Origin of the sequence: Stenotrophomonas sp. LGBM10 (assembly GCF_046736075.1) — a bacterium.
Taxonomy (GTDB): domain Bacteria; phylum Pseudomonadota; class Gammaproteobacteria; order Xanthomonadales; family Xanthomonadaceae; genus Stenotrophomonas.
Window position 1 is genome coordinate 4,304,267 of the sequence record NZ_CP177163.1, and the last position, 17,877, is coordinate 4,322,143.

Annotated in this window: 18 protein-coding genes; 6 read left to right on the forward strand and 12 right to left on the reverse strand. The window is 68.8% G+C overall.

The window, feature by feature from the left end:
- Positions 1–57: 57 nt before the first annotated feature.
- The 12 genes from ACLB90_RS18970 to flhB all read right to left on the reverse strand — a co-directional run bounded on the left by ACLB90_RS18970 (position 58) and on the right by flhB (position 13,646).
- The gene (locus ACLB90_RS18970; protein WP_411850906.1) at positions 58–1,281 is read right to left on the reverse strand and encodes a chemotaxis protein CheW; all 1,224 of its coding nucleotides are present in this window, start codon (positions 1,279–1,281) and stop codon (positions 58–60) included.
- Complete coding sequence (locus ACLB90_RS18975; RefSeq protein WP_411850907.1) at positions 1,278–2,060, reverse strand: ParA family protein; 783 nt, start codon at positions 2,058–2,060, stop codon at positions 1,278–1,280. Before ACLB90_RS18975 ends, ACLB90_RS18970 begins: the two co-directional genes overlap by 4 nt.
- Before the next feature lie 5 nt (positions 2,061–2,065).
- Complete coding sequence (gene motD / locus ACLB90_RS18980) at positions 2,066–3,070, reverse strand: flagellar motor protein MotD (RefSeq protein ID WP_411850908.1); 1,005 nt, start codon at positions 3,068–3,070, stop codon at positions 2,066–2,068.
- A gap of 1 nt (position 3,071) precedes the next feature.
- The gene (locus ACLB90_RS18985) at positions 3,072–3,812 is read right to left on the reverse strand and encodes a flagellar motor protein (RefSeq protein WP_411850909.1); all 741 of its coding nucleotides are present in this window, start codon (positions 3,810–3,812) and stop codon (positions 3,072–3,074) included.
- 280 nt (positions 3,813–4,092) lie between these two features.
- Entirely contained in the window at positions 4,093–5,910 is a 1,818-nt protein-coding gene (locus ACLB90_RS18990) for a chemotaxis protein CheA (protein ID WP_411850910.1), read from the reverse strand.
- A 4-nt stretch (positions 5,911–5,914) separates the two neighbouring features.
- The gene (locus tag ACLB90_RS18995; protein ID WP_411850911.1) at positions 5,915–6,529 is read right to left on the reverse strand and encodes a protein phosphatase CheZ; all 615 of its coding nucleotides are present in this window, start codon (positions 6,527–6,529) and stop codon (positions 5,915–5,917) included.
- On the reverse strand, positions 6,529–6,921 hold the full coding sequence (gene cheY, locus ACLB90_RS19000) for a chemotaxis response regulator CheY (RefSeq protein WP_017357461.1): 393 nt from the start codon (positions 6,919–6,921) through the stop codon (positions 6,529–6,531). Before cheY ends, ACLB90_RS18995 begins: the two co-directional genes overlap by 1 nt.
- Before the next feature lie 16 nt (positions 6,922–6,937).
- On the reverse strand, positions 6,938–7,684 hold the full coding sequence (locus ACLB90_RS19005) for an RNA polymerase sigma factor FliA (protein WP_017357462.1): 747 nt from the start codon (positions 7,682–7,684) through the stop codon (positions 6,938–6,940).
- A complete protein-coding gene (locus ACLB90_RS19010; protein WP_017357463.1) occupies positions 7,681–8,568 on the reverse strand; it encodes a MinD/ParA family protein in 888 nt (295 codons plus the stop codon). Before ACLB90_RS19010 ends, ACLB90_RS19005 begins: the two co-directional genes overlap by 4 nt.
- The gene (locus ACLB90_RS19015) at positions 8,555–10,264 is read right to left on the reverse strand and encodes an AAA family ATPase (RefSeq protein WP_411850912.1); all 1,710 of its coding nucleotides are present in this window, start codon (positions 10,262–10,264) and stop codon (positions 8,555–8,557) included. Before ACLB90_RS19015 ends, ACLB90_RS19010 begins: the two co-directional genes overlap by 14 nt.
- A 152-nt stretch (positions 10,265–10,416) precedes the next feature.
- Positions 10,417–12,498: a flagellar biosynthesis protein FlhA gene (flhA, locus tag ACLB90_RS19020; protein WP_411852800.1), complete on the reverse strand. Its 2,082-nt coding sequence runs from the start codon at positions 12,496–12,498 to the stop codon at positions 10,417–10,419.
- 17 nt (positions 12,499–12,515) lie between these two features.
- Positions 12,516–13,646: a flagellar biosynthesis protein FlhB gene (gene flhB, locus ACLB90_RS19025; protein WP_411850913.1), complete on the reverse strand. Its 1,131-nt coding sequence runs from the start codon at positions 13,644–13,646 to the stop codon at positions 12,516–12,518.
- Positions 13,647–13,920: 274 nt separating this feature from the next.
- Between flhB and ACLB90_RS19030 the strand changes: the two genes are divergently transcribed.
- From ACLB90_RS19030 to ACLB90_RS19055, 6 genes are all read left to right on the forward strand, one after another.
- Positions 13,921–14,328, forward strand: coding sequence for a PAAR domain-containing protein (locus ACLB90_RS19030; RefSeq protein ID WP_411850914.1), 408 nt, complete (start codon positions 13,921–13,923; stop codon positions 14,326–14,328).
- Positions 14,325–15,161, forward strand: coding sequence for a DUF4123 domain-containing protein (locus tag ACLB90_RS19035; RefSeq protein WP_411850915.1), 837 nt, complete (start codon positions 14,325–14,327; stop codon positions 15,159–15,161). Before ACLB90_RS19030 ends, ACLB90_RS19035 begins: the two co-directional genes overlap by 4 nt.
- A gap of 140 nt (positions 15,162–15,301) precedes the next feature.
- Positions 15,302–15,889 (forward strand): Tox-REase-5 domain-containing protein, encoded by a 588-nt coding sequence (locus tag ACLB90_RS19040; RefSeq protein ID WP_411850916.1) that lies wholly within the window; start codon positions 15,302–15,304, stop codon positions 15,887–15,889.
- Complete coding sequence (locus ACLB90_RS19045; RefSeq protein ID WP_411850917.1) at positions 15,886–16,650, forward strand: hypothetical protein; 765 nt, start codon at positions 15,886–15,888, stop codon at positions 16,648–16,650. The genes ACLB90_RS19040 and ACLB90_RS19045 overlap by 4 nt, the downstream gene beginning before the upstream one ends.
- 83 nt (positions 16,651–16,733) lie before the next feature.
- Positions 16,734–17,114, forward strand: a complete 381-nt coding sequence (locus ACLB90_RS19050) for a Tox-REase-5 domain-containing protein (protein ID WP_411850918.1) — start codon at positions 16,734–16,736, stop codon at positions 17,112–17,114.
- Positions 17,111–17,869 (forward strand): hypothetical protein, encoded by a 759-nt coding sequence (locus ACLB90_RS19055; protein WP_411850919.1) that lies wholly within the window; start codon positions 17,111–17,113, stop codon positions 17,867–17,869. The genes ACLB90_RS19050 and ACLB90_RS19055 overlap by 4 nt, the downstream gene beginning before the upstream one ends.
- Positions 17,870–17,877: the final 8 nt, after the last annotated feature.

The window sequence follows — 17,877 nt, forward strand, 5'->3', positions numbered from 1 at the left end:
AGAACCTTTAGGGGAGGGCGCTCATGGCAACGGCGACGTACGGCGGCACGCCGGCCGTCAGTTCAGCAGCTGGGTGGCATCGAGCAGGATCATCGGCTGGGCGGTGACCCGGGCGACGCCACGGAACAGGTCGTTGGAGATCTGGCAGATGCGCGCGGTATCGGGCGGTTCGATCTGCGAATCGGTCAGGTTGGCGACGTCTTCCACGGCCGAAACGCGCAGGCCCATCGTTTCGCCATCCTCCTCGAGCACCACGATGCGGGTGTTGGCATCGTTGGCGGCCGGGCCGCTGCCGAGGTGGATGCCCAGGTCCATCACCGGCACCACCTGGCCGCGCAGGTTCATGATGCCCAGCATCGCCGGCGCGGTGCCGCGCAACGGCAGCAGCGGTACCGGCAGGACCACTTCCTGCACCTTCAGCAGTTCCAGTGCATAGGCCTGGGTGCCGCAGCGCAGGCGCAGCCAGCGCGAAGCACGTTCGCTGGCGCGGCGGTTCTCGCGCGGACTGGAGGCCGGGTCGCGTGCCTGCGCCTGCAGCTCTTCCCAGCTGTTGGGGCGACCGCCCCGGGCCGGCTGCGGCGCGACGGGGCGCGGCGTGGGCGCCGGCATGGCGCGGGCGACCGGGGCGGGCGGCGCAGGCGCCGGAGCCGGCCTCGGTGGCGCGGGAGCGGGAGCGGGTGCAGGTGCAGGTTCGGCCGCGGGCGCAGGCGCGGCCACGGCGACCGGCGCGCTGTCGTGCAGCACCTCATCGGGCAGGTCGTCCCACCCGGGGCGCGCCTCTGCCTGGGGGGCAGAAGACATGACAGGCCCCAGTGCGGGGTCGTTCATCAGCTCGTCGAGCAGTGCCAGGTTGGCGGGCGCGCCGGGCGAGGTCGGGGTGTCGTGCACCGGGGCGGCTTCGACCGGACCCAGTGCGGGGTCGTTCATCAGCTCGTCGAGCAGTGCGAGGTTGGCGGGCGCGCCGGGCGAGGTCGGGGTGTCGTGCACCGGGGCGGCCTCGACCGGTCCCAGCGCCGGGTCGTTCAGCAGTTCGTCGAGCAGCGCCAGGTTTGCGGGCGCGCCGGGGGAGGTCGGGGTATCGAACGCAGGACCGGCCTGGGCTGCTTCGCTGTCTTCCTGAGGGCGTGCGAACTCGGCACGGATCGCCTGGGCGACGCCGCCGACCTCGTCCTCGTCTTCGTCCACGGCGGGCGCAGGCGCTGCCGCCACGGCCGGAGCGGCCGGCACGGCATCGCCGAGCAGCTGCTCCAGATAATCGTCGAGCACGCCGGTGGTACTCATGCCGCGCGCTCCATCTGCTGGGCGTCGTCGGCCAGGATCCACTCCAGCGCACGGCGATAGGCGGCGAGGCCGCGGCCGGGGTAATCGTCGGACTGCGACGGCACGGTCAGGCTGGCGGCATTGCAGATGCGGGTGTCCACCGGGATCGCATCTTCCCAGACGCGGTGGCCGTGGCGCTCCTGCATCAGCTTGACGGTCTCGTGGCCGGCGCGCGTGCGGCGGTCGAACAGGGTCGGCAGGATCGACATCGGCAAGGTGCGGCGACGCGAGCGCTCGACCATCTCACCGGTCCGCACCATGCCATCCAGGCCATGCAGCGCCAGCGGCTCAGCCTGCGTGGGAATGATCAGGCGATCGGCCGCGGCCAGTGCGTTGATCATCAGCAGGCCCAGGGTCGGGGCGCAGTCCAGCAGGATGTAGTCGTGCTGGCCGTGGTGGCGCGTCAGGGCCTGCTGCAACGCCAGGCCGAGGCCGGGCTGGTTGGCACTGCGGCGCTCCAGCGTGGCCAGCGCGGCCTGCGCGCAGACATGGTCCAGCCCCGGGATCGCGGTGGTGTGGGCGAGCGCGGACAGTTCGGCCGGCGGGGTGGCGAACAGTTCCAGCACGCCCTGCGGCGGCGGATCGACCGCCACGCCGAATGCGCGGGTCAGCGAGGCGTGCGGATCCAGGTCGATCAGCAGCACGCGGTGGCCAAGCGCGGCCAGACCGCGACCGAGCGCGAGGGTGGTAGTGGTCTTGCCCACGCCGCCCTTCTGATTGGCGATGGCCCAGATACGCATGCGGTTCACTCCTTCATTGCAGGGGGGACGGCGGCGCCGACGCGGCTGCCAGCCGGCACCGGTGGCAACTGCACCGGTGCGATGGGGGGAACGGTGGGGCGCGCGGCCGTCGCGGCGGTAGCCGGTGTGGCGCGTTCGGTATCGGCGGTGAGCTGCGGGCCGAGCGGGTCCACGCCCTGGGAGGTGTCGGCCAGGATGATGACCATCACCCGGCGGTTGCGGTTGCGCCCTTCGGCGCTGGCATTGTCTTCGCGCGGGCGGAACTGGCCATAGCCGACCATCGCCAGCCGCGAGGGCTGCAGGCCCTGGTCGGCGAACAGATGCACCACGCTGGCCGCACGTGCGGCGGAGAGTTCCCAGTTGGAGGGGAACAGCGCGGTGGCGATAGGCACGTTGTCGGTATGGCCCTCCACGCGCACTCCGTTGGGCGCGTCGTGCAGCACCTTGGCCAGGCTGGCAAGGGTGTCGCGGGCGTGCACGTCCAGCGTGGCCGAGCCGGTGGTGAACAGAATGTCGCTGTTGATCTCCACTTCGATCCACAGCTCGGTGCGGCGCACGGTGATCATGCCGCGGTCGATCAGCGGCGCCAGCGTGGCAGTCAGGCGATCGGCGATGCTGTTGAGCTGGCGTTCGGCGCGCTTGAGCTGTTCCTGGTTGTGCACCGAAACCGGCATGCGCATCTGCGAGGCCATCGCCGGCAGCAGCGTGGGGTCGTTGGACGGTGCCGGTGCGGACGGGCCGATCTTGGTGCCGGATTTGATCACCGAAGGGCTGTCCCAGCCGCCGCCCTGGACCTGCTGGTTGCCCACCTGCACCGGATTGATCGTGCGCGGAGCACCCCCGAAGGCGGTGGTCAGGGCATCGGCCATGACCCGGTACTTGCCCTCGTTGATCGAGGAGATCGCGTACATCACCACGAAGAAGGCAAGCAGCAGCGTCATCAGGTCGGCATAGGGGATCGCCCAGGCCTCGTGGTTGGCATGCTCTTCATGGTGCTTGCGACGGGCCATGTCAGTGCAGGAACCCGGACAGGTTGGTTTCGATGTTGCGCGGGTTTTCGCCCTGCGCGATCGAGATCAGGCCTTCGATGATCATCTCGCGGTCGCGGCTGTTGTGGTGGATCACGCTCTTGAGCTTGGCCGACACCGGCAGGAACAGCAGGTTGGCCGAGGCGATGCCGTAGATGGTGGCGGTGAACGCAGCCGCGATGCCGTGACCAAGCTTGCTCGGGTCGGCCAGGTTCTTCATCACCGCGATCAGGCCCAGTACGGCGCCGATGATGCCCAGGGTGGGCGCGTAGATGCCCATGCCCTCGAACACCTTGGAGGCGGCCAGGTCCTGGCTCTCCTGGCTGCCCAGTTCGATTTCCATCATGTGGCGGATGGTTTCCGGCTCCACGCCGTCCACCAGCAGCTGCAGCCCCTTGCGCAGGAACGGATCGTCCTGGGCATCGACCTGTGCTTCCAGACCCAGCAGGCCCTGGCGGCGGGCGATATTGCTCCACTCGACGATCTGCTGGATCAGCTCGCGGCGGTCGCTGGCCGGCGGGCGCACGACCCAGCGCACGATCTTGAAGGCATGCTTGAACACGGCGGGCGAGGTGTGCAGCAGGATCGCGGCGAGGGTGCCCACGATCACAATCACAAACGCGGCCGGCGACCATAGCGAGGCCAGCCCCGCGCCTTTGAGGATGCTGCCACCGACCAGCGAGGCCAGGGCGAGAAAAAGTCCAATGAGGCTGAGTCTATCCATGAGTCCGGTATCGGCTTGTGTGAATGGGACTTGAGACGCCGACGGAACAGGGTGGTGCGGCGGTCACACTTTTGGGGGGAAGAGCTGCCGGGCAGCGCCCGGCACTACGGGGGGGAGAGCTGCCGGGCAGCGCCCGGCACTACGGGGTGGGAGAGCTGCCGGGTGGCGCCCGGCACTACGGGATGGGAGAGCTGCCGGGTGGCGCCCGGCACTACGGGGTGGGGGAGAGCTGCCGGGTGGCGCCCGGCACTACGGGGTGGGGGAGCTACCGGTACGGGGGTCAGCGTAGGCCGTCCACGTCCAGGATCAGGGACATGCGGCCATCGCCGATCAGGGTGGCCCCGGCGTAACCGCGCAGACCGCGCAGCGCCTTGGGCAGCGGCTTGATCACCACCTCTTCGCGGCCCCGCACCTGGTCCACGACCAGCCCGAAGCGGGCTTCACCGGCCTGCAGCACCACGATGGTGAGCAGCGGCGAGGGCACCGGGTCCACCTCCAGCCAGTGGCGCAGGTCCACCAGCGGCAGGGTGTGCGACTTGCGGTCCAGCACCGCCCGGCCGTCGAACCAGCCCAGCGAGGTGTTCGGCGCGTGCAGCACTTCCATCACGCGCGCCAGCGGCAGCGCGTAGACATCCTCGCCGGCCTGCACCAGCAGGGTGGGCAGGATGGCCAGGGTGAGCGGCACGCGGATCATGAAGCGGCTGCCACGGCCCAGTTCCGACTGGATCTGGATCTGGCCGCTCAGCTCGCGGATGCGCGACTGGACCACGTCCATGCCCACGCCGCGGCCGGAGATGTCGGTGACCTGCTGCTTGGTCGAGAACCCGGGCAGGAACACCAGGTGCAGGCATTCCTCGCTGGTCAGCCGTGCGGCTGCTTCCGGATCGATCAGGCCCTTCTCCCGGGCCTTGGCGCGCAGGCGCTCGGGGTCGATGCCGGCGCCGTCGTCCTGCACCTCGATGCTGACGTAGTCGCCTTCCTGCTGGGCCGACAGCCGCACGTGGCCGCCACGGGGCTTGCCCTGGGCTTCGCGCAGGTCGGGCATTTCCACGCCGTGGTCGATCGCGTTGCGCACCAGGTGCACCAGCGGATCGGCCAGGGCCTCCACCAGGTTGCGGTCCAGTTCGGTCTCGGCACCGACCAGCTCCAGGTCCACTTCCTTCTTCAGCGAGCGGGCGACGTCGCGGGCCACCTTGGGGAAGCGCGAGAACACCTTGCCGACCGGCTGCATGCGGGTACGCATCACCGCCGACTGCAGGCGCGCGGTGGCGATGTCCAGGGTGGAGACGGCGCGGTCCAGCTCTTCATCGTGCAGGCGCGCGCGCAGGGTCTTGAGGCGGTTGCGCGAGAGCACCAGTTCGCCGATCAGGTTGACGATGGCATCCAGGCGCTTGGTGTCGACGCGCACGGTGTGCTCGGCTTCGGCGACCGGCTTGTTCGGCGCCGGTTTTGCGGCCGCCGGTGCCGGGGCGGCCGGTGCGCGCGGGGCCGGCGCCGCCGCAGCGGCCACGGGCTGGGCGCCGGGCGCGGCGCCCCCGTGGAGCTGGTCGAGCAGGGCTTCGAATTCGTCTTCGCCGATCAGGCCGTCGGCCGCCTTGGCCGGCGCCACGGCGGTCGGCGCCGCGCCGCCATGCAGCTGGTCGAGCAGCGCTTCGAACTCGTCATCGGTGATCAGCGCGCCATTGGCAGCCGGGGCAGCCGCCGGCGCCGGCGTGGCGGGGCCGTTGACGTCGAACTGGGCGATCAGCTCCGGCGGGGCGTAGCCCGGTTCGGTGCCGGCCGAGACCGAGTCCAGCATCGACTGCAGGTAGTCCAGCGACTGCTGGCCGGCGTCGAAGTGGTGCGCCTGCAGGGTGGCCTGGCCCGAGCGGGCCATGCCGAGGGTTTCTTCGGCGGCGTGGCACAGCTCCACCATCGCCTGGATGCCGAGGAAGCCGGCACCGCCCTTGAGGGTGTGGAAGCCGCGGAACACGGCATTGAGCTGATCCGTATCCTGGGGCGACTGCTCCAGCGACACCAGCTGTTCGCCGAGGCGATCCAGGATCTCCTGGGCCTCGAGAATGAAATCGGCGGCAATGTCGTCTGGAACAGCACTCATCTTCTTACAACCCCAAATCGGAGAGCAGGTCGTCGGCGTCGACCTGGGAGACCTGGTGGCGGTCCAGGCCGGTGACGGCCGGGCCGGCCAGGCCGGTGTCGCGCCGGCGCACGTCGTCTTCCTGCGGCGGCAGGCCGAGCGCGCCGAAGCCTTCGTGCACGCGGCGCACGATGCCCACCACGCGGCGGATGATCTGCCCGGTCAGGTCCTGGTAGCTCTGGGTCAGGGCGATCTCGGTGAGGTTGTGGCGGATCCGGTCCAGCTGCAGGTCCTGGTCGGGGCTGAGCCCGTTGGCGCGCAGCTGCTCGGTCAACGCCCGGCATTCCTCGGCCAGGTCCAGGGTGCGGTGGGTGGCCTGTTCGGTCATCGCCACCACATGGTCCAGGCGTGCGCAGGCGTCATCCAGTTCGCCGGCTTCGCTGGGCAGGCTGGGCAGTTCGCCGAGGGCCTGGCCGAGCTCGCGGGCGAGCCGGTTCAGGCCGGCCATCATCGGCTGCGTGCGCAGCGCGGCCAGCGCGTCGATTTCCCGACGCCAGCCCGCCTCGTCGCCGCCTTCCAGCGCGGCCAGGGCGTCCTGCAGGCGCTGCACCAGCGCCGATTTGTCGCTGAGGGTTTCCATCAGGCGCTCGCTGCCAGGCGTTCAAAGATCTTGCCGAGCTTTTCTTCCAGCGTCTGCGCGGTGAACGGCTTGATGATGTAGCCGTTGACGCCGGACTGGGCCGCTTCGATGATCTGCTCGCGCTTGGCTTCGGCGGTCACCATCAGCACCGGCAGGGTCTTGAGCTTGGCGTCGGCGCGGATCGCCTTGAGCAGGTCGATGCCGGTCATCACCGGCATGTTCCAGTCGGTGACCACGAAGTCGAACGGCTGGCTCTGCAACAACGCCAGCGCGGCATGCCCGTCCTCGGCTTCGGCCGTATTGGTGAAGCCCAGATCGCCCAGCAGGTTCTTGACGATACGACGCATGGTCGAAAAATCGTCGACGATCAGGATACGCATGTTCTTGTTCAAAGCACTTTCCTCGATTTCAAGGGTTCTCGAGGCCGGCGTCGGCCGCCTCGAAGATCTTCAGTCGGCCGCGCAGGCGGAGCACCGCCTGGCCGTGGATCTGGCAGACCCGGGATTCGCTCACCCCGAGCACCGCGCCGATTTCTTTCAGGTTCAATTCCTGTTCGTAGTAGAGCGACAGCACCAGCTGTTCGCGCTCGGGGAGCAGGCCGATCGCATTGCCCAGCTCGCGGCCGAACTCGCCGCGCTCCAGCACCTGCTGCGGGGTCGGCCCGCCCTGGGCGACGGTGTCCAGCTCGCCCTGGTCTTCAATCCGCGATTCCAGGCTCAATACCTGGCCGCGCGCGGCGTCTTCCATCAGTCGCAGGTATTCCGGCAGCGGCATGTCCATCGCGTTGGCCACCTCGGTGGCGCTGGCGGCACGGCCGGTGCTCTGCTCGAGGCGGCGGATGGTGGCGGCCGCATCGCGGGCGCGGCGGTGCACCGATCGCGGTACCCAGTCGCCACGGCGGATCTCATCGATCATCGAGCCGCGGATGCGGATCGACGCGTAGGTCTCGAACGAGGCGCCCTGGTCGGCGTCATAGCTGCGCGATGCCTCGATCAAGCCCATCATGCCGGCCTGGATCAGGTCGTCCACTTCGACGCTCGCCGGGAGTCGCGCGGCCAGGTGGTGGGCGATGCGCCGGACCAGGTCCGAGTGCTGGGCGATGCACTCGTTGGCGGCGGTCCGTTGGACCTCTTTGTATTGTGCGGCGCCTTTCATGCGGCCACCCCGCGTTGTTTGAGGATGCGTTCGAGGAAGAATTCAACGCCGCCGCGCGGCTCGGTCGGAGCCTGCCAGCGGGCGGTACGGCGGGCGATCTCGGTGATCGCCAGCGCCGACGGGCTGGACGGGTAGGCCTTGACCACCGGCTGCTGGCGCTGCACCGACAGGCGCAGCCAGTCGTCCTGCGGGACGCAGCCGAGGTAGTTGAGCGACACATCGGCGAGGAACTTCTCGCAGACCCGGGTCAGCTTTTCGTACAGCACGCGGCCTTCGTTGGGGTCGCGCACCATGTTGGCCACCACCTGGATGCGGTCCACCCCGCGCTCACGCGAGAGCACCTTGATCAGCGCGTAGGCGTCGGTGATCGAGGCCGGCTCATCGCAGACCACCACCACCGTGTCCTGGGCGGCCTGGCAGAAGGTGAGCACGCCGTCGGTGATGCCGGCGGCGGTGTCCACCACCATGATGTCCAGTTCGCGCTCCAGCTCGGAGAACACGTTGACCAGGCCGACGTGTTCGGCCGGCTGCAGCTCGGCCATGTGCCGGCGACCGGACGCGGCCGGCACCACCAGCACGCCGCCCGGGCCTTCCATGATCACTTCCTCCAGCGTGCAGCGCCCGGCGACCAGGTCGGCCAGGGTCACCTTCGGCTGCAGGCCGAGGATCACGTCGATGTTGGCCAGGCCGAGGTCGGCGTCCAGCAGCAGTGTGCGTTTGCCCATGTCGGCGAGCGCCACGGCCAGGTTGGCCGAAACGTTCGTTTTGCCCACGCCGCCCTTGCCGCCGGTGACGGCGATGGTGCGGACAGGGCCCAGTGGTTGGCTGCGGGTAGCCGACAACGGGAAGGTCTTGGTCAGCTTGGCGTACTCACGCGACGGCATGGTTGAACTCCGGGTTGCAGGGCATATCGGCCGCGCGGCGCAAATCTTCAAGGCGAAGTACGAGATTGGCCGCACTGGCGCGGTGCAGGTCCTCCGGAACGTCCTGGCCATCGGTCACCCAGGTGATCGGCAGGCGGTGGTCGACCGCCACGGACAGGGCGGTGCCGAAGCGGCCGGTCTCGTCCAGTTTGCTCAGCACCACGCCCTGCGGGTTGGCGGCGCTGAAGCGGCGCACCACTTCGTCCATGTCGCCGAAGCTGGTGTTGGCCGGCAGCACCAGCAGGGTGCGGATGCGGTCGGCGGCACGCAGCCACTGCAGCTGGGCCGCCAGGGCGCGGTCGCGCGGGCCCAGGCCGGCGGTGTCGATCAGGACCAGCTTGTAGTCCTGCAGGCGTTCCAGCAGCTGGCTCAGGTCGGTGCCGCTGTTGGCTTCGTGCACCGCGATGCCGAGCTGGCGGCCGAAGCCGTAGAGCTGCTCGCGGGCACCGATGCGGCCGGTGTCGGTGGTGACCAGCGCCACATCGCGGGCGGCGTGCTTCTCGGCAAAGCGGGAGGCCAGCTTGGCGATGGTGGTGGTCTTGCCGGCGCCGGTCGGGCCGACCAGGGCGATCACGCCACCGGCCTCCAGCGGATCGACCGGGGCGATCGGCAGCTTCTTGGACAGCAGGCCCAGCATCAGCCCGCGGCCACGGTGGGCTTCGGTATCCAGCGGGATCTGCAGGGCGACGTCGCGGCTGATGCCGGCATCGAAGCCATACTCATCCATCAGGTCCAGGGCGGCCGCACGGACCGGCGAACCGCGCAGGCGCTCGTCGGTGAAGCGGTGCATCTCGCGCTCGATCACATGGCGCATGCCGGCCACTTCGTGACGCAGCTGGCGGATTTCCTCGTCGTCGCGCGGTACCACCGTCAGCTCCGGTGCGGTGCGGGCGACCGCGACGTCGGCGACGTCGGCGGCGGCAGGCACGGCGACGGCGACCGGCAGTGCCGGCGGCTGCACCACCGGGGCGGCGATCGGGGCAGCTGCGACCGGCTCGGCCACGGCGGCCGTCGGCAGCGGGGGCATCGTCACCGGCGCGGCGGCCGGCGGTGCATACATCTGGATGTGCGGCGCGTCGTCCAGCGGCGGATCGATCACGAAGCGGGCGCGGTTGAGCGGCGCCGCGACGGGAGCGGCCGGGGCTGCCATCGGTGCGGGGGAGGCGGCAGCGGCCTGTTCGACAGAGAACGGCGCGAAGATCTGCTCCGGCAGCGACGGTTCGTTGACGGGGGCAGCCACACTGGCGCGCGACAGCGTGGCGGCAAAGCCGGCGCTGCCCGGCGGGGGAACGTTTTCGTTGGTGGTATCCAGCGTGCGGCCAGTGGCGCCGACCGCGGCGCGGGCCAGTGCGGCCACCGCCGAGGTGGTGGCGGCCACCGGTTCCGGTGCGACCACCGGGGCCTTGCGGCGGGTGACGGCGGCGATCACCGCATCGGCCGCGCTGCGCGGACGCGGCACCGGCGGCGGGGCGACGTCCTTGCGGGCCGCTTCCAGGGCGCGCTGCACGGCACCTTCGTCATAGTTGGCAGCGGCGACGATCTCCACGCCTTCCTCGATCCGGCGGTTGGACAGGATCACCGCGTCAGGACCGTGTTCCTTGCGCACCAGATTCATGGCCGAGCGCATATCGGAGGCGACGAAGCGTTTGATTTTCATGCTGTGGTACCGGGACTGGGGCGGCGGGGTGGTGGAAGGGAAGCGCTGGTTGTCGGTGGTCTGCACGGTCCGGGTTTCCCTTTGTGTCCTGCTGCGGTGATGTCAAAAGTGGGGGTGTCTGTTTTCTGGCGCGTTGCCGTCGGGGTCCCGGCTCAACTGATCGTGCCGACCAGCTTCAACCGTTTGTCCTCGGGCACCTCGCTGTAGGCCAGGACCGACAGCGAGGGGACGCTGTGCCGTACCAGCCGTGCCAGCGCGGCACGTACCGGGCCGGGTACCAGCACAACCGCGGGCTCGTTCTTCGCTTCCTGCTTGCCGACACATTCGGCCAGGCTCTGGTGCAGTCGCTCGGCGAGTCCGGGTTCCAGCGCGGCGCCGTTGCCCTGTGTGGACTCCTGCAAGACGCGTTCCAGTTGCGGGTTGAGGGTGAACACCGGCAGCTCCGCCGACATTCCGGCGATCTCCTGCACGATGAAACGGCCCAGCGCGTTGCGAACGGCGGCGGTCAGTACCGACGGGTCCTGGCTGTTGGGTGCGTTCTCCACCAGGGCTTCAACGATCTTGCGCAGCTGGCGGATCGGAATGCGCTCGATCAGCAGGTTCTGCAGCACCCGCACCACCGCCGACAGCGGGAGCGACTTGGGCGTGAGGTCTTCCACCAGCTTGGGCGCGCTCTTGGCGAGGTTGGCCAGCAGCTGCTGCACTTCTTCGTGGCCGAGCAGTTCCGGCGCGTGTTCGCGGATCAGGTGCGACAGGTGGGTGGCCACCACGGTGGCCGGGTCGACCACGGTGTAGCCCATCGATTCGGCATGGGCGCGCTGGTGCGGCTGGATCCAGGTGGCGTCCAGGCCGAACGCGGGGTCCTTGCCGGCAATGCCCTCCAGAGCGCCGAGCGCGCTGCCCGGGTCCAGGGCCAGCTCGCGGTCGGGGTGGATTTCGGCCGTCGCCACGGGCACGCCGTGGATGAGCAGGCGGTAGCCGGTGGCAGGCAGTTCCAGGTTGTCGCGGATATGGACCGAGGGAATCAGGAAGCCGATGTCGTGGGTGAGCTTGCGGCGCACGCCCTTGATCCGTGCCATCAGCTCGCCGCCCTGGTTCTTGTCCACCAGCGGGATCAGCCGGTAGCCCACTTCCAGGCCCAGCGGATCGACCGGGCGCAGTTCGTCCCAGGTCAGTTCGGCGGTGGGTGCGGGGGTTGCGCCGGGCAGGCCCGGTGCATCGGGGCGGCCGGCGGTCGCCGCGTCGGCGGCGCGGGCGGCGGCGGTGCTTTTCTTCCACAGCTTCCAGGCGATGAAGCCGAGGATGGCGGCAAGCGTCAAGAAGGCGACGTTGGGCATGCCCGGCACCAGGCCGACCACGCCGAGGATGGCCGCGGCGATGGTCAGCGCACGATGCTGGCCGAACACCTGGCCCATCATGGCCTGGCTCATGTCCTGCGACCGCGAGGCGCGGGTGACCAGCATGGCCACCGCCGAGGACACCAGCAGTGCCGGCAGCTGTGCCACCAGGCCGTCGCCGATGGACAGCAGGGTGTAGGTGGCTGCCGCGTCGCCGAACGGCATGCCGTGCTGGAGCACGCCCACGGCCAGGCCGCCGATCATGTTGATGAACAGAATCAGGATGCCGGCGATTGCATCGCCGCGGATGAACTTGCTGGCGCCGTCCATCGCACCGTAGAAGTCGGCTTCCTCACGGACTTCCTCGCGCCGGGCCTTGGCCTCCTCACGCGTCAGCAAACCGGCGTTGAGGTCGGCGTCGATGGCCATCTGCTTGCCGGGCATGGCGTCAAGGATGAAGCGCGCGGTCACTTCCGAGACGCGCCCGGCGCCCTTGGTGATCACCACGAAGTTGATGATCGTCAGGATCGCGAACACCACGATGCCGACGGCGTAGTTGCCGCCGATCACGAACTCACCGAACGCGGCGATCACCTTGCCGGCTGCCTCGTGGCCGTTCTGGCCGTGGAGCAGGATCACGCGGGTGGACGCCACGTTCAGCGCCAGGCGCAGCATGGTGGTGATCAGCAGCACGATCGGGAAGATGGTGAAATCCAGCGGCCGCTTCACGTACACCACGGCCAGCAGCACCATCAGCGAGATGGCGATGTTGAAGGTGAACAGGGCGTCCAGCACCGGCGGGGCCAGCGGCACCACCACCATCGCCAGCAGCGCCAGCACGATCAGCGGGGCGCCAAGCCCGTGGCGGATCATATCCAGCGCCTTGCGCACGTTCATTCCTGCAGGCTGGGCGCTCACGGGCGGGCTCCGTTGGTGAATTCTTCAATGTCGATGCGCGGCGAGGCCGGCATCGGGCCGGAACGCCAGCTGCGCAGCTGGTAGACGTAGGACAGGACCTGGGCGACGGCCGAATACAGTCTCACGGGGATTTCCTTGCCGAGTTGCCCTTCCCGATACAAGGCGCGTGCCAAAGGCGGGGCGGAGACGATGGCGACCTTGTTGCCGTCGGCCACTTCGCGGATGCGCAGGGCGGTTTCATCCACGCCCAGCGCCACCACGGTGGGGGCGCCCATCTTGCCGCCGTCGTATTTCAGGGCCACGGCGTAGTGGGTCGGGTTGACCACCACCACGTCGGCGGTGGGCACCGCTTCCATCATCCGGCGGTTGGACATCTGCTGCTGCAGCTGGCGGATGCGACCCTTCACTTCGGGGCTGCCTTCGCTCTCCTTCATTTCCCGGCGCAGTTCTTCACGGGTCATCTTCAGCTTGCGCATCCAGTTCCAGCGCTGGTAGGGCGCATCGATGGCCGCCAGCAGCAGCATCGCCCCGCCGGTGGCCAGCATCAGCTTCAGGGTGAAGCCCAGCCCATGCACCATCGCCGCTTCCAGCGGCTGGTGCAGCAGAGCGCGCAGCGGCTGGATGCCGCCCCAGACCACCAGCCCGGCGGCGGTGCCGACGAAGGCGATGCGCAGCAGCGACTTGGTGAACTCGGCGATCGCCTCCGCGCCGTAGAGGCGCTTCATCCCGGCCATCGGGCTGAGGCGCTTGAAATCGGGCATCAGGGACTTGTTGGACCAGCGCAGGCCGCCCATCACCACCGGTGACAGGAAGCTGGCCAGCAGGCACACCACCACCAGCGGCCACAGCGCCAGCAGCAGCTGGGCCAGGCTCTCGCCGAAATGCCCGAACAGGGCCATCGGGTTCTGGCGCAGGCCGGGCTCGGGGCTAAGCGCCTGCTTCATCCACGCCTGCGCGTTGCGTGAGATGCCGCCGGAGAAGGCCATCAGCGCCAGCACACCGGCGCCGAACACCGCCGCCGTGCCCAGCTCGCGCGAGCGCGGGATGTTGCCCTGCTCGCGGGCGTCGCGCAGCCGTTTCTCGGTAGGTTGTTCGGTTTTTTCGCCGGCTTGTTCGTTCTCGGACATCAGGGCACGACACGGGGGAGGATTCCCCGAAGCGCGTGCAAGATCCGTTCCGTTCCGTTCCGTTCCGTTCTGTTTCGGCGTCGGCGCCGGCGTGGGCGAGGGGCAGGCCGCGGGGCAGGGCAGTCGCGACATCCGGCGGGGCAGGTCGCCTGCCTGCCATCGCCCGTGCCACAGCGGAGCATCGCGCGCGCCGGCAGATTCGGTCGATTCCGATGGCGACGCCGGCGCTGTGCGGGGGACAGTCCTGGCCCCAGGGAAGGCACAGGAGAGGACCATGCGCAGATACTGGATCGTCGTTGGCGACACCACCAGCAGGTGCGGCCGGGTGATCACCGGCTCGCCGTTCACCGATATCGAGGGCGCCGCAGTGGCGCGCGTGGGCGACTACGCCACCTGCCCGCTGCACGGGGGCGCCTTCGCCATCGTCGGTGGAGATCCGACCCTGCGCGTGGATGGGCAGCCTGTCGCGCTGGACGGGGATCTGCTTGCGTGTGGCTGCCATCTGCGCTCGACCGTGCAGCGGCTGGTGTACGTGGAGGAGGCGCCCGCGCCGGCGGCGGAGGACGTTGCGGCACCGGCAGCCGCCTGCGCGCCGGCAGCCGCGTCCCGTGCGCCCCCGGTGTGTCTGGCGTGCCTGGAGGACGCCGCACGGTCCGGCACGCCGATGGTGCGGCTGGAGTGAGTGCGTTGCAGGACTACGCGCTGGTTGATTGCGCCGCGTCACCCGGGCGCATCGGCGACCTGCGCCATCACGTCGCCAGTGCGGGGTTGGCCGCGAGGTGCCTGTTCGCCGGGCGTCCCGAGGCCACGCATGCCGACGCGGCCCCCTGGCTGGTCGCGCTGCCGCAGGGCGCGATCCAGCAGCCGGTGGAACGCTGGCGAATGGCGCTGGGCGGCACGGCGGCCGGCGTCACCCGGGTCTGCGCGGCGGGCGGGTTCGACGCGCTGTTCGATCACCTGCAGGCGCACCTCGAGCTGCGCCTCCCGGATGGCCAGCGTGCGTTGATGCGCTTCTACTGCCCGCGTGCGTGGCGGCGCTATGGGGACGTGTTGACCCCGGCCCAGCAGCGCGACGTCCTCGGCCCCGTGCGAGTCTGGGAGACGACACTGCAGGGACGCCCCGTCACGGTGCGGGCGGACCCGGCAACCGCGCCGTCGGGCACCGCCCCGCTGCAGCTCTCTGCAGGACAATACGCCGCGCTGAGCCTGCCCGATGCAGCGGACTGGGCGCCCGTGCTGGCGGCCGAGGTCCGCCGCGATCACCCTGACGCCACGTTCGCCGTCGCCGACGATGCATTGCGGGCGACCGTGCACGACAGCTACCGGCACGCGGTGCGTGCACTGCGCATCACCCATCTGCCCACGCTGGTGCGCTGGGTCAAAGCGGACGTGGCCTGGGCACGCACGCTGCGCGATCACGCCGTGACCGGCGTGTGGTTCAACAGCACCGACCAGCCCAACGTGACCGCCGCCGACCTGCTCGCGTTGCTCGCCTCACCACACCTGTCCCACTGAAAGGAGCGTCGATGGGCGCACTTCCCTTGCCCCTGCCACTTCCGCCACCACCCCCGGCCCATCCCGGTGGGTGGGACCCGACCCGTGAGGTACCCACCGGGCCGAGCCTCGGCCAGGTCTGGGCGGACATCCAGCGCGCCGTGGGTATCGGCACCGATACCGTGGCGGAGCCGGCCGTTCAGGCGCGCGATACCGACTGCGCGCAGACCAGCAATCAGAACGCCTGCACGACGTGCAAGCTGGCGCAGGGCTACCTGACGCCGGCCAACTACACCATTCCGTACCGGCAGTTCCGTGATTTCGACTACCAGTGCCGCATCGCCAACCGTTACGCGGCACCGGAACGCTTCGACTACACCTACGGCGGAACGACCATGGACCGGGTGCTGGCCAGGATGCCAAAGTCCAAGACCGAAATCACGATCACCGAATGGCGACACGGCGCGATCCGCTTCGATGGATTCTGGCGTTCGCGGTGCACGGCGATCGAGGCGAAGGGGCACTACCAGCAGTTCTTCGACGAGAAAGGGCGTCTACATGCATGGGCGGCAGCCCGGTCGCCAAACGTGCTGGGCAAGTGGGTGGTGCAGGCCCAGACCCACCATGCGCATGTGGTTGCGTTGGGCAGCCCTGCAAGACTGGAGTGGCACTTTCTGCAGGCAGAGTGTTTTGCCGCCGCACGTAGAGCGTTCGGCCCGTTGGCCGGCATCTGTCGGTACTCGCCATGAGCGGGCTGTACACAGCCTTCATCGATGTCGCACTGCCGGTCGAGGTGATTGACCCGCACGTACTGCACAGGCGATTGCTTGATCTGACCACGCGTCTGGCGGACGTCCATCCGCTATTGGCAACATGGTATGAGCCGCCCCGCGCGGATGCGGAGGCCGCTGTGCCATTGTCCGATTCTGCTCAATTCATCGCGCGGATCGCCCGTAATGCGGCGCAGGACCTCGTCATGCACCCGCACAGGCCGATGGCGGGAGGCGCCGACGCCAACCTCCGGAACATGCGGCGTACCCATGACTGGCTGATGCCTGGGCGCCTGTCGATGTCGTATATGCCGTGGTGCGGGAGGCTGACATTTGACCTCAATGAGCCGTTTGAAGCTTTCGGCGCCGCGACCCCGACGATCGTGCGCGGCTGTATCGCTGCAGTGGCAGCATCGCTGGATGCGCTGTTCATCGGCACGGACGTGAGCTGCCCGCTCGCGGGAGGCAGTGGTTTCGACAGCTACGCGCTCGACCACCGCCTGTTCCCCCATCGCCGCTGGCTAGGCTGGATGGGGTTCGTTCCCGAACTGGTTCCGCACCGGTACATCCCTGAAGCTGCCTCGGTCCATGTGGTGAAAGGCTGCGGCACGATCATCGTGTCCGTAGAGGGCTGCCTGGACCTGCACAACAGGGCGCACCTGCGGCAGGTGCACGAGGTGGAAGCGCGGATGGCGCAGCTGGGGCTGCTGGATCTCACCGACGCGACACTGCTCGAATGACCCGGCCAGGTGGGGAGAGGTCTGCGTCCGCGCTCCACTCCGGCGCCACTTCCACCCGTGGCCGCGGATGGTCATGCAGCTGCATGAAGCGCTGCGCGTCCAACGGGACGATGGACCGGGTGCTGGCCAGGATGCCAACGTCCAGGACCGAAATCACGATCACCGAATGGCGACACGGCCCGATCCGCTTCGATGGATTCTGGCGTTCGCGTTGCACGGTGATCGAGGCGAAGGGGCACTACCAGCAGTTCTTTGAGAGCGACGGAGAACTGCAAGGCTGGGCCAGATTCAGGTCGCCGAATGTAGTTGAAAGCTGGATGCGTCAACTGAGCGCCCAGTCGCTGCATGTCCATCGACAAGGTGCTCCCGTAAAGCTGGAGTGGCATTTTCTGCAGCGCCTTTGCTATGAAGCCGCCTCCAAAGCATTTGGGCCGCTGTCATCCGCTTGCCGGTACTCCCCATGACGATGAGAAGTGTGCTCGTCGAGGCCATTCTCCCCGAACGTTCGATGACGTCCGAGGCTGTGCATGATTGCCTCGTGCGTATGCTCGAAACGCTGCACGGGGTGCTTCCGCCCCCGTCAGCGTGGGTCTCCCTGCCTCGAGCGCCGGATCGCGGTCTGATGCCACTTTCCAATCCGCCCGGGTTCATGGAGAGGATGCAGCGCTACGCAGACGCCGATCGCGTTGACTACAGCACATTGCCCAGCACGGTCGAGGGTGTCATTACGACAGCACACACCCCCGCTGCATGGTTGTCCCCCGGCCGTGTGGAGATTGCGCTCAGGCCCTGGTTTGGCGTCTGTACGATCTCCCTGTATCAGCCTGTGGAAGCGTTCGGACGTGATGGCACGCTGCAGATGGTGCGCAGCGTCGTGGCGGCCCTTGCGGAGGTGTTGGGTGTCCTTCACATTGCTACCGACGTGACATGCGCTCTCCCTGATGAAGAGGGTTTCGACACTTACGTCCAGCACCACCGCCTGTTCCCGCATCGCCGCTGGCTTGGCTGGATGGGGTTTGTCCCGGAACTGGTTCCACACCGATACCTCCCCGAAGCCGCTGCCGTCCATGTGGTCAACGGCCGCGGCACGATCATCGTGTCCGTAGAGGGCTGTCTGGACCTGCGCAACAAGGCGCACCTGCGCCAGGTGCACGAGGTGGAAGCGCGGATGGCGCAGCTGGGGCTGCTGGATGTCACCGATGCGACGCTGCTGGAGTGACCCGGGTG

What these genes read in the sequence shown, in the direction of transcription:
- flhA (WP_411852800.1), bottom strand. Translation starts at nt 12,498, where the DNA reads ATGAACGTGCGCAAGGCGCTGGATATGATCCGCCACGGGCTTGGCGCC.
- ACLB90_RS18985 (WP_411850909.1), bottom strand. Translation starts at nt 3,812, where the DNA reads ATGGATAGACTCAGCCTCATTGGACTTTTTCTCGCCCTGGCCTCGCTG.
- ACLB90_RS18995 (WP_411850911.1), bottom strand. Translation starts at nt 6,529, where the DNA reads ATGGAAACCCTCAGCGACAAATCGGCGCTGGTGCAGCGCCTGCAGGAC.
- ACLB90_RS19045 (WP_411850917.1), top strand. Translation starts at nt 15,886, where the DNA reads ATGAGCGGGCTGTACACAGCCTTCATCGATGTCGCACTGCCGGTCGAG.
- ACLB90_RS18975 (WP_411850907.1), bottom strand. Translation starts at nt 2,060, where the DNA reads ATGCGTATCTGGGCCATCGCCAATCAGAAGGGCGGCGTGGGCAAGACC.
- ACLB90_RS18990 (WP_411850910.1), bottom strand. Translation starts at nt 5,910, where the DNA reads ATGAGTGCTGTTCCAGACGACATTGCCGCCGATTTCATTCTCGAGGCC.
- ACLB90_RS19010 (WP_017357463.1), bottom strand. Translation starts at nt 8,568, where the DNA reads ATGCCGTCGCGTGAGTACGCCAAGCTGACCAAGACCTTCCCGTTGTCG.
- motD (WP_411850908.1), bottom strand. Translation starts at nt 3,070, where the DNA reads ATGGCCCGTCGCAAGCACCATGAAGAGCATGCCAACCACGAGGCCTGG.
- ACLB90_RS19055 (WP_411850919.1), top strand. Translation starts at nt 17,111, where the DNA reads ATGACGATGAGAAGTGTGCTCGTCGAGGCCATTCTCCCCGAACGTTCG.
- ACLB90_RS19050 (WP_411850918.1), top strand. Translation starts at nt 16,734, where the DNA reads ATGAAGCGCTGCGCGTCCAACGGGACGATGGACCGGGTGCTGGCCAGG.
- ACLB90_RS19015 (WP_411850912.1), bottom strand. Translation starts at nt 10,264, where the DNA reads ATGAAAATCAAACGCTTCGTCGCCTCCGATATGCGCTCGGCCATGAAT.
- flhB (WP_411850913.1), bottom strand. Translation starts at nt 13,646, where the DNA reads ATGTCCGAGAACGAACAAGCCGGCGAAAAAACCGAACAACCTACCGAG.
- ACLB90_RS19030 (WP_411850914.1), top strand. Translation starts at nt 13,921, where the DNA reads ATGCGCAGATACTGGATCGTCGTTGGCGACACCACCAGCAGGTGCGGC.
- ACLB90_RS19005 (WP_017357462.1), bottom strand. Translation starts at nt 7,684, where the DNA reads ATGAAAGGCGCCGCACAATACAAAGAGGTCCAACGGACCGCCGCCAAC.
- ACLB90_RS18970 (WP_411850906.1), bottom strand. Translation starts at nt 1,281, where the DNA reads ATGAGTACCACCGGCGTGCTCGACGATTATCTGGAGCAGCTGCTCGGC.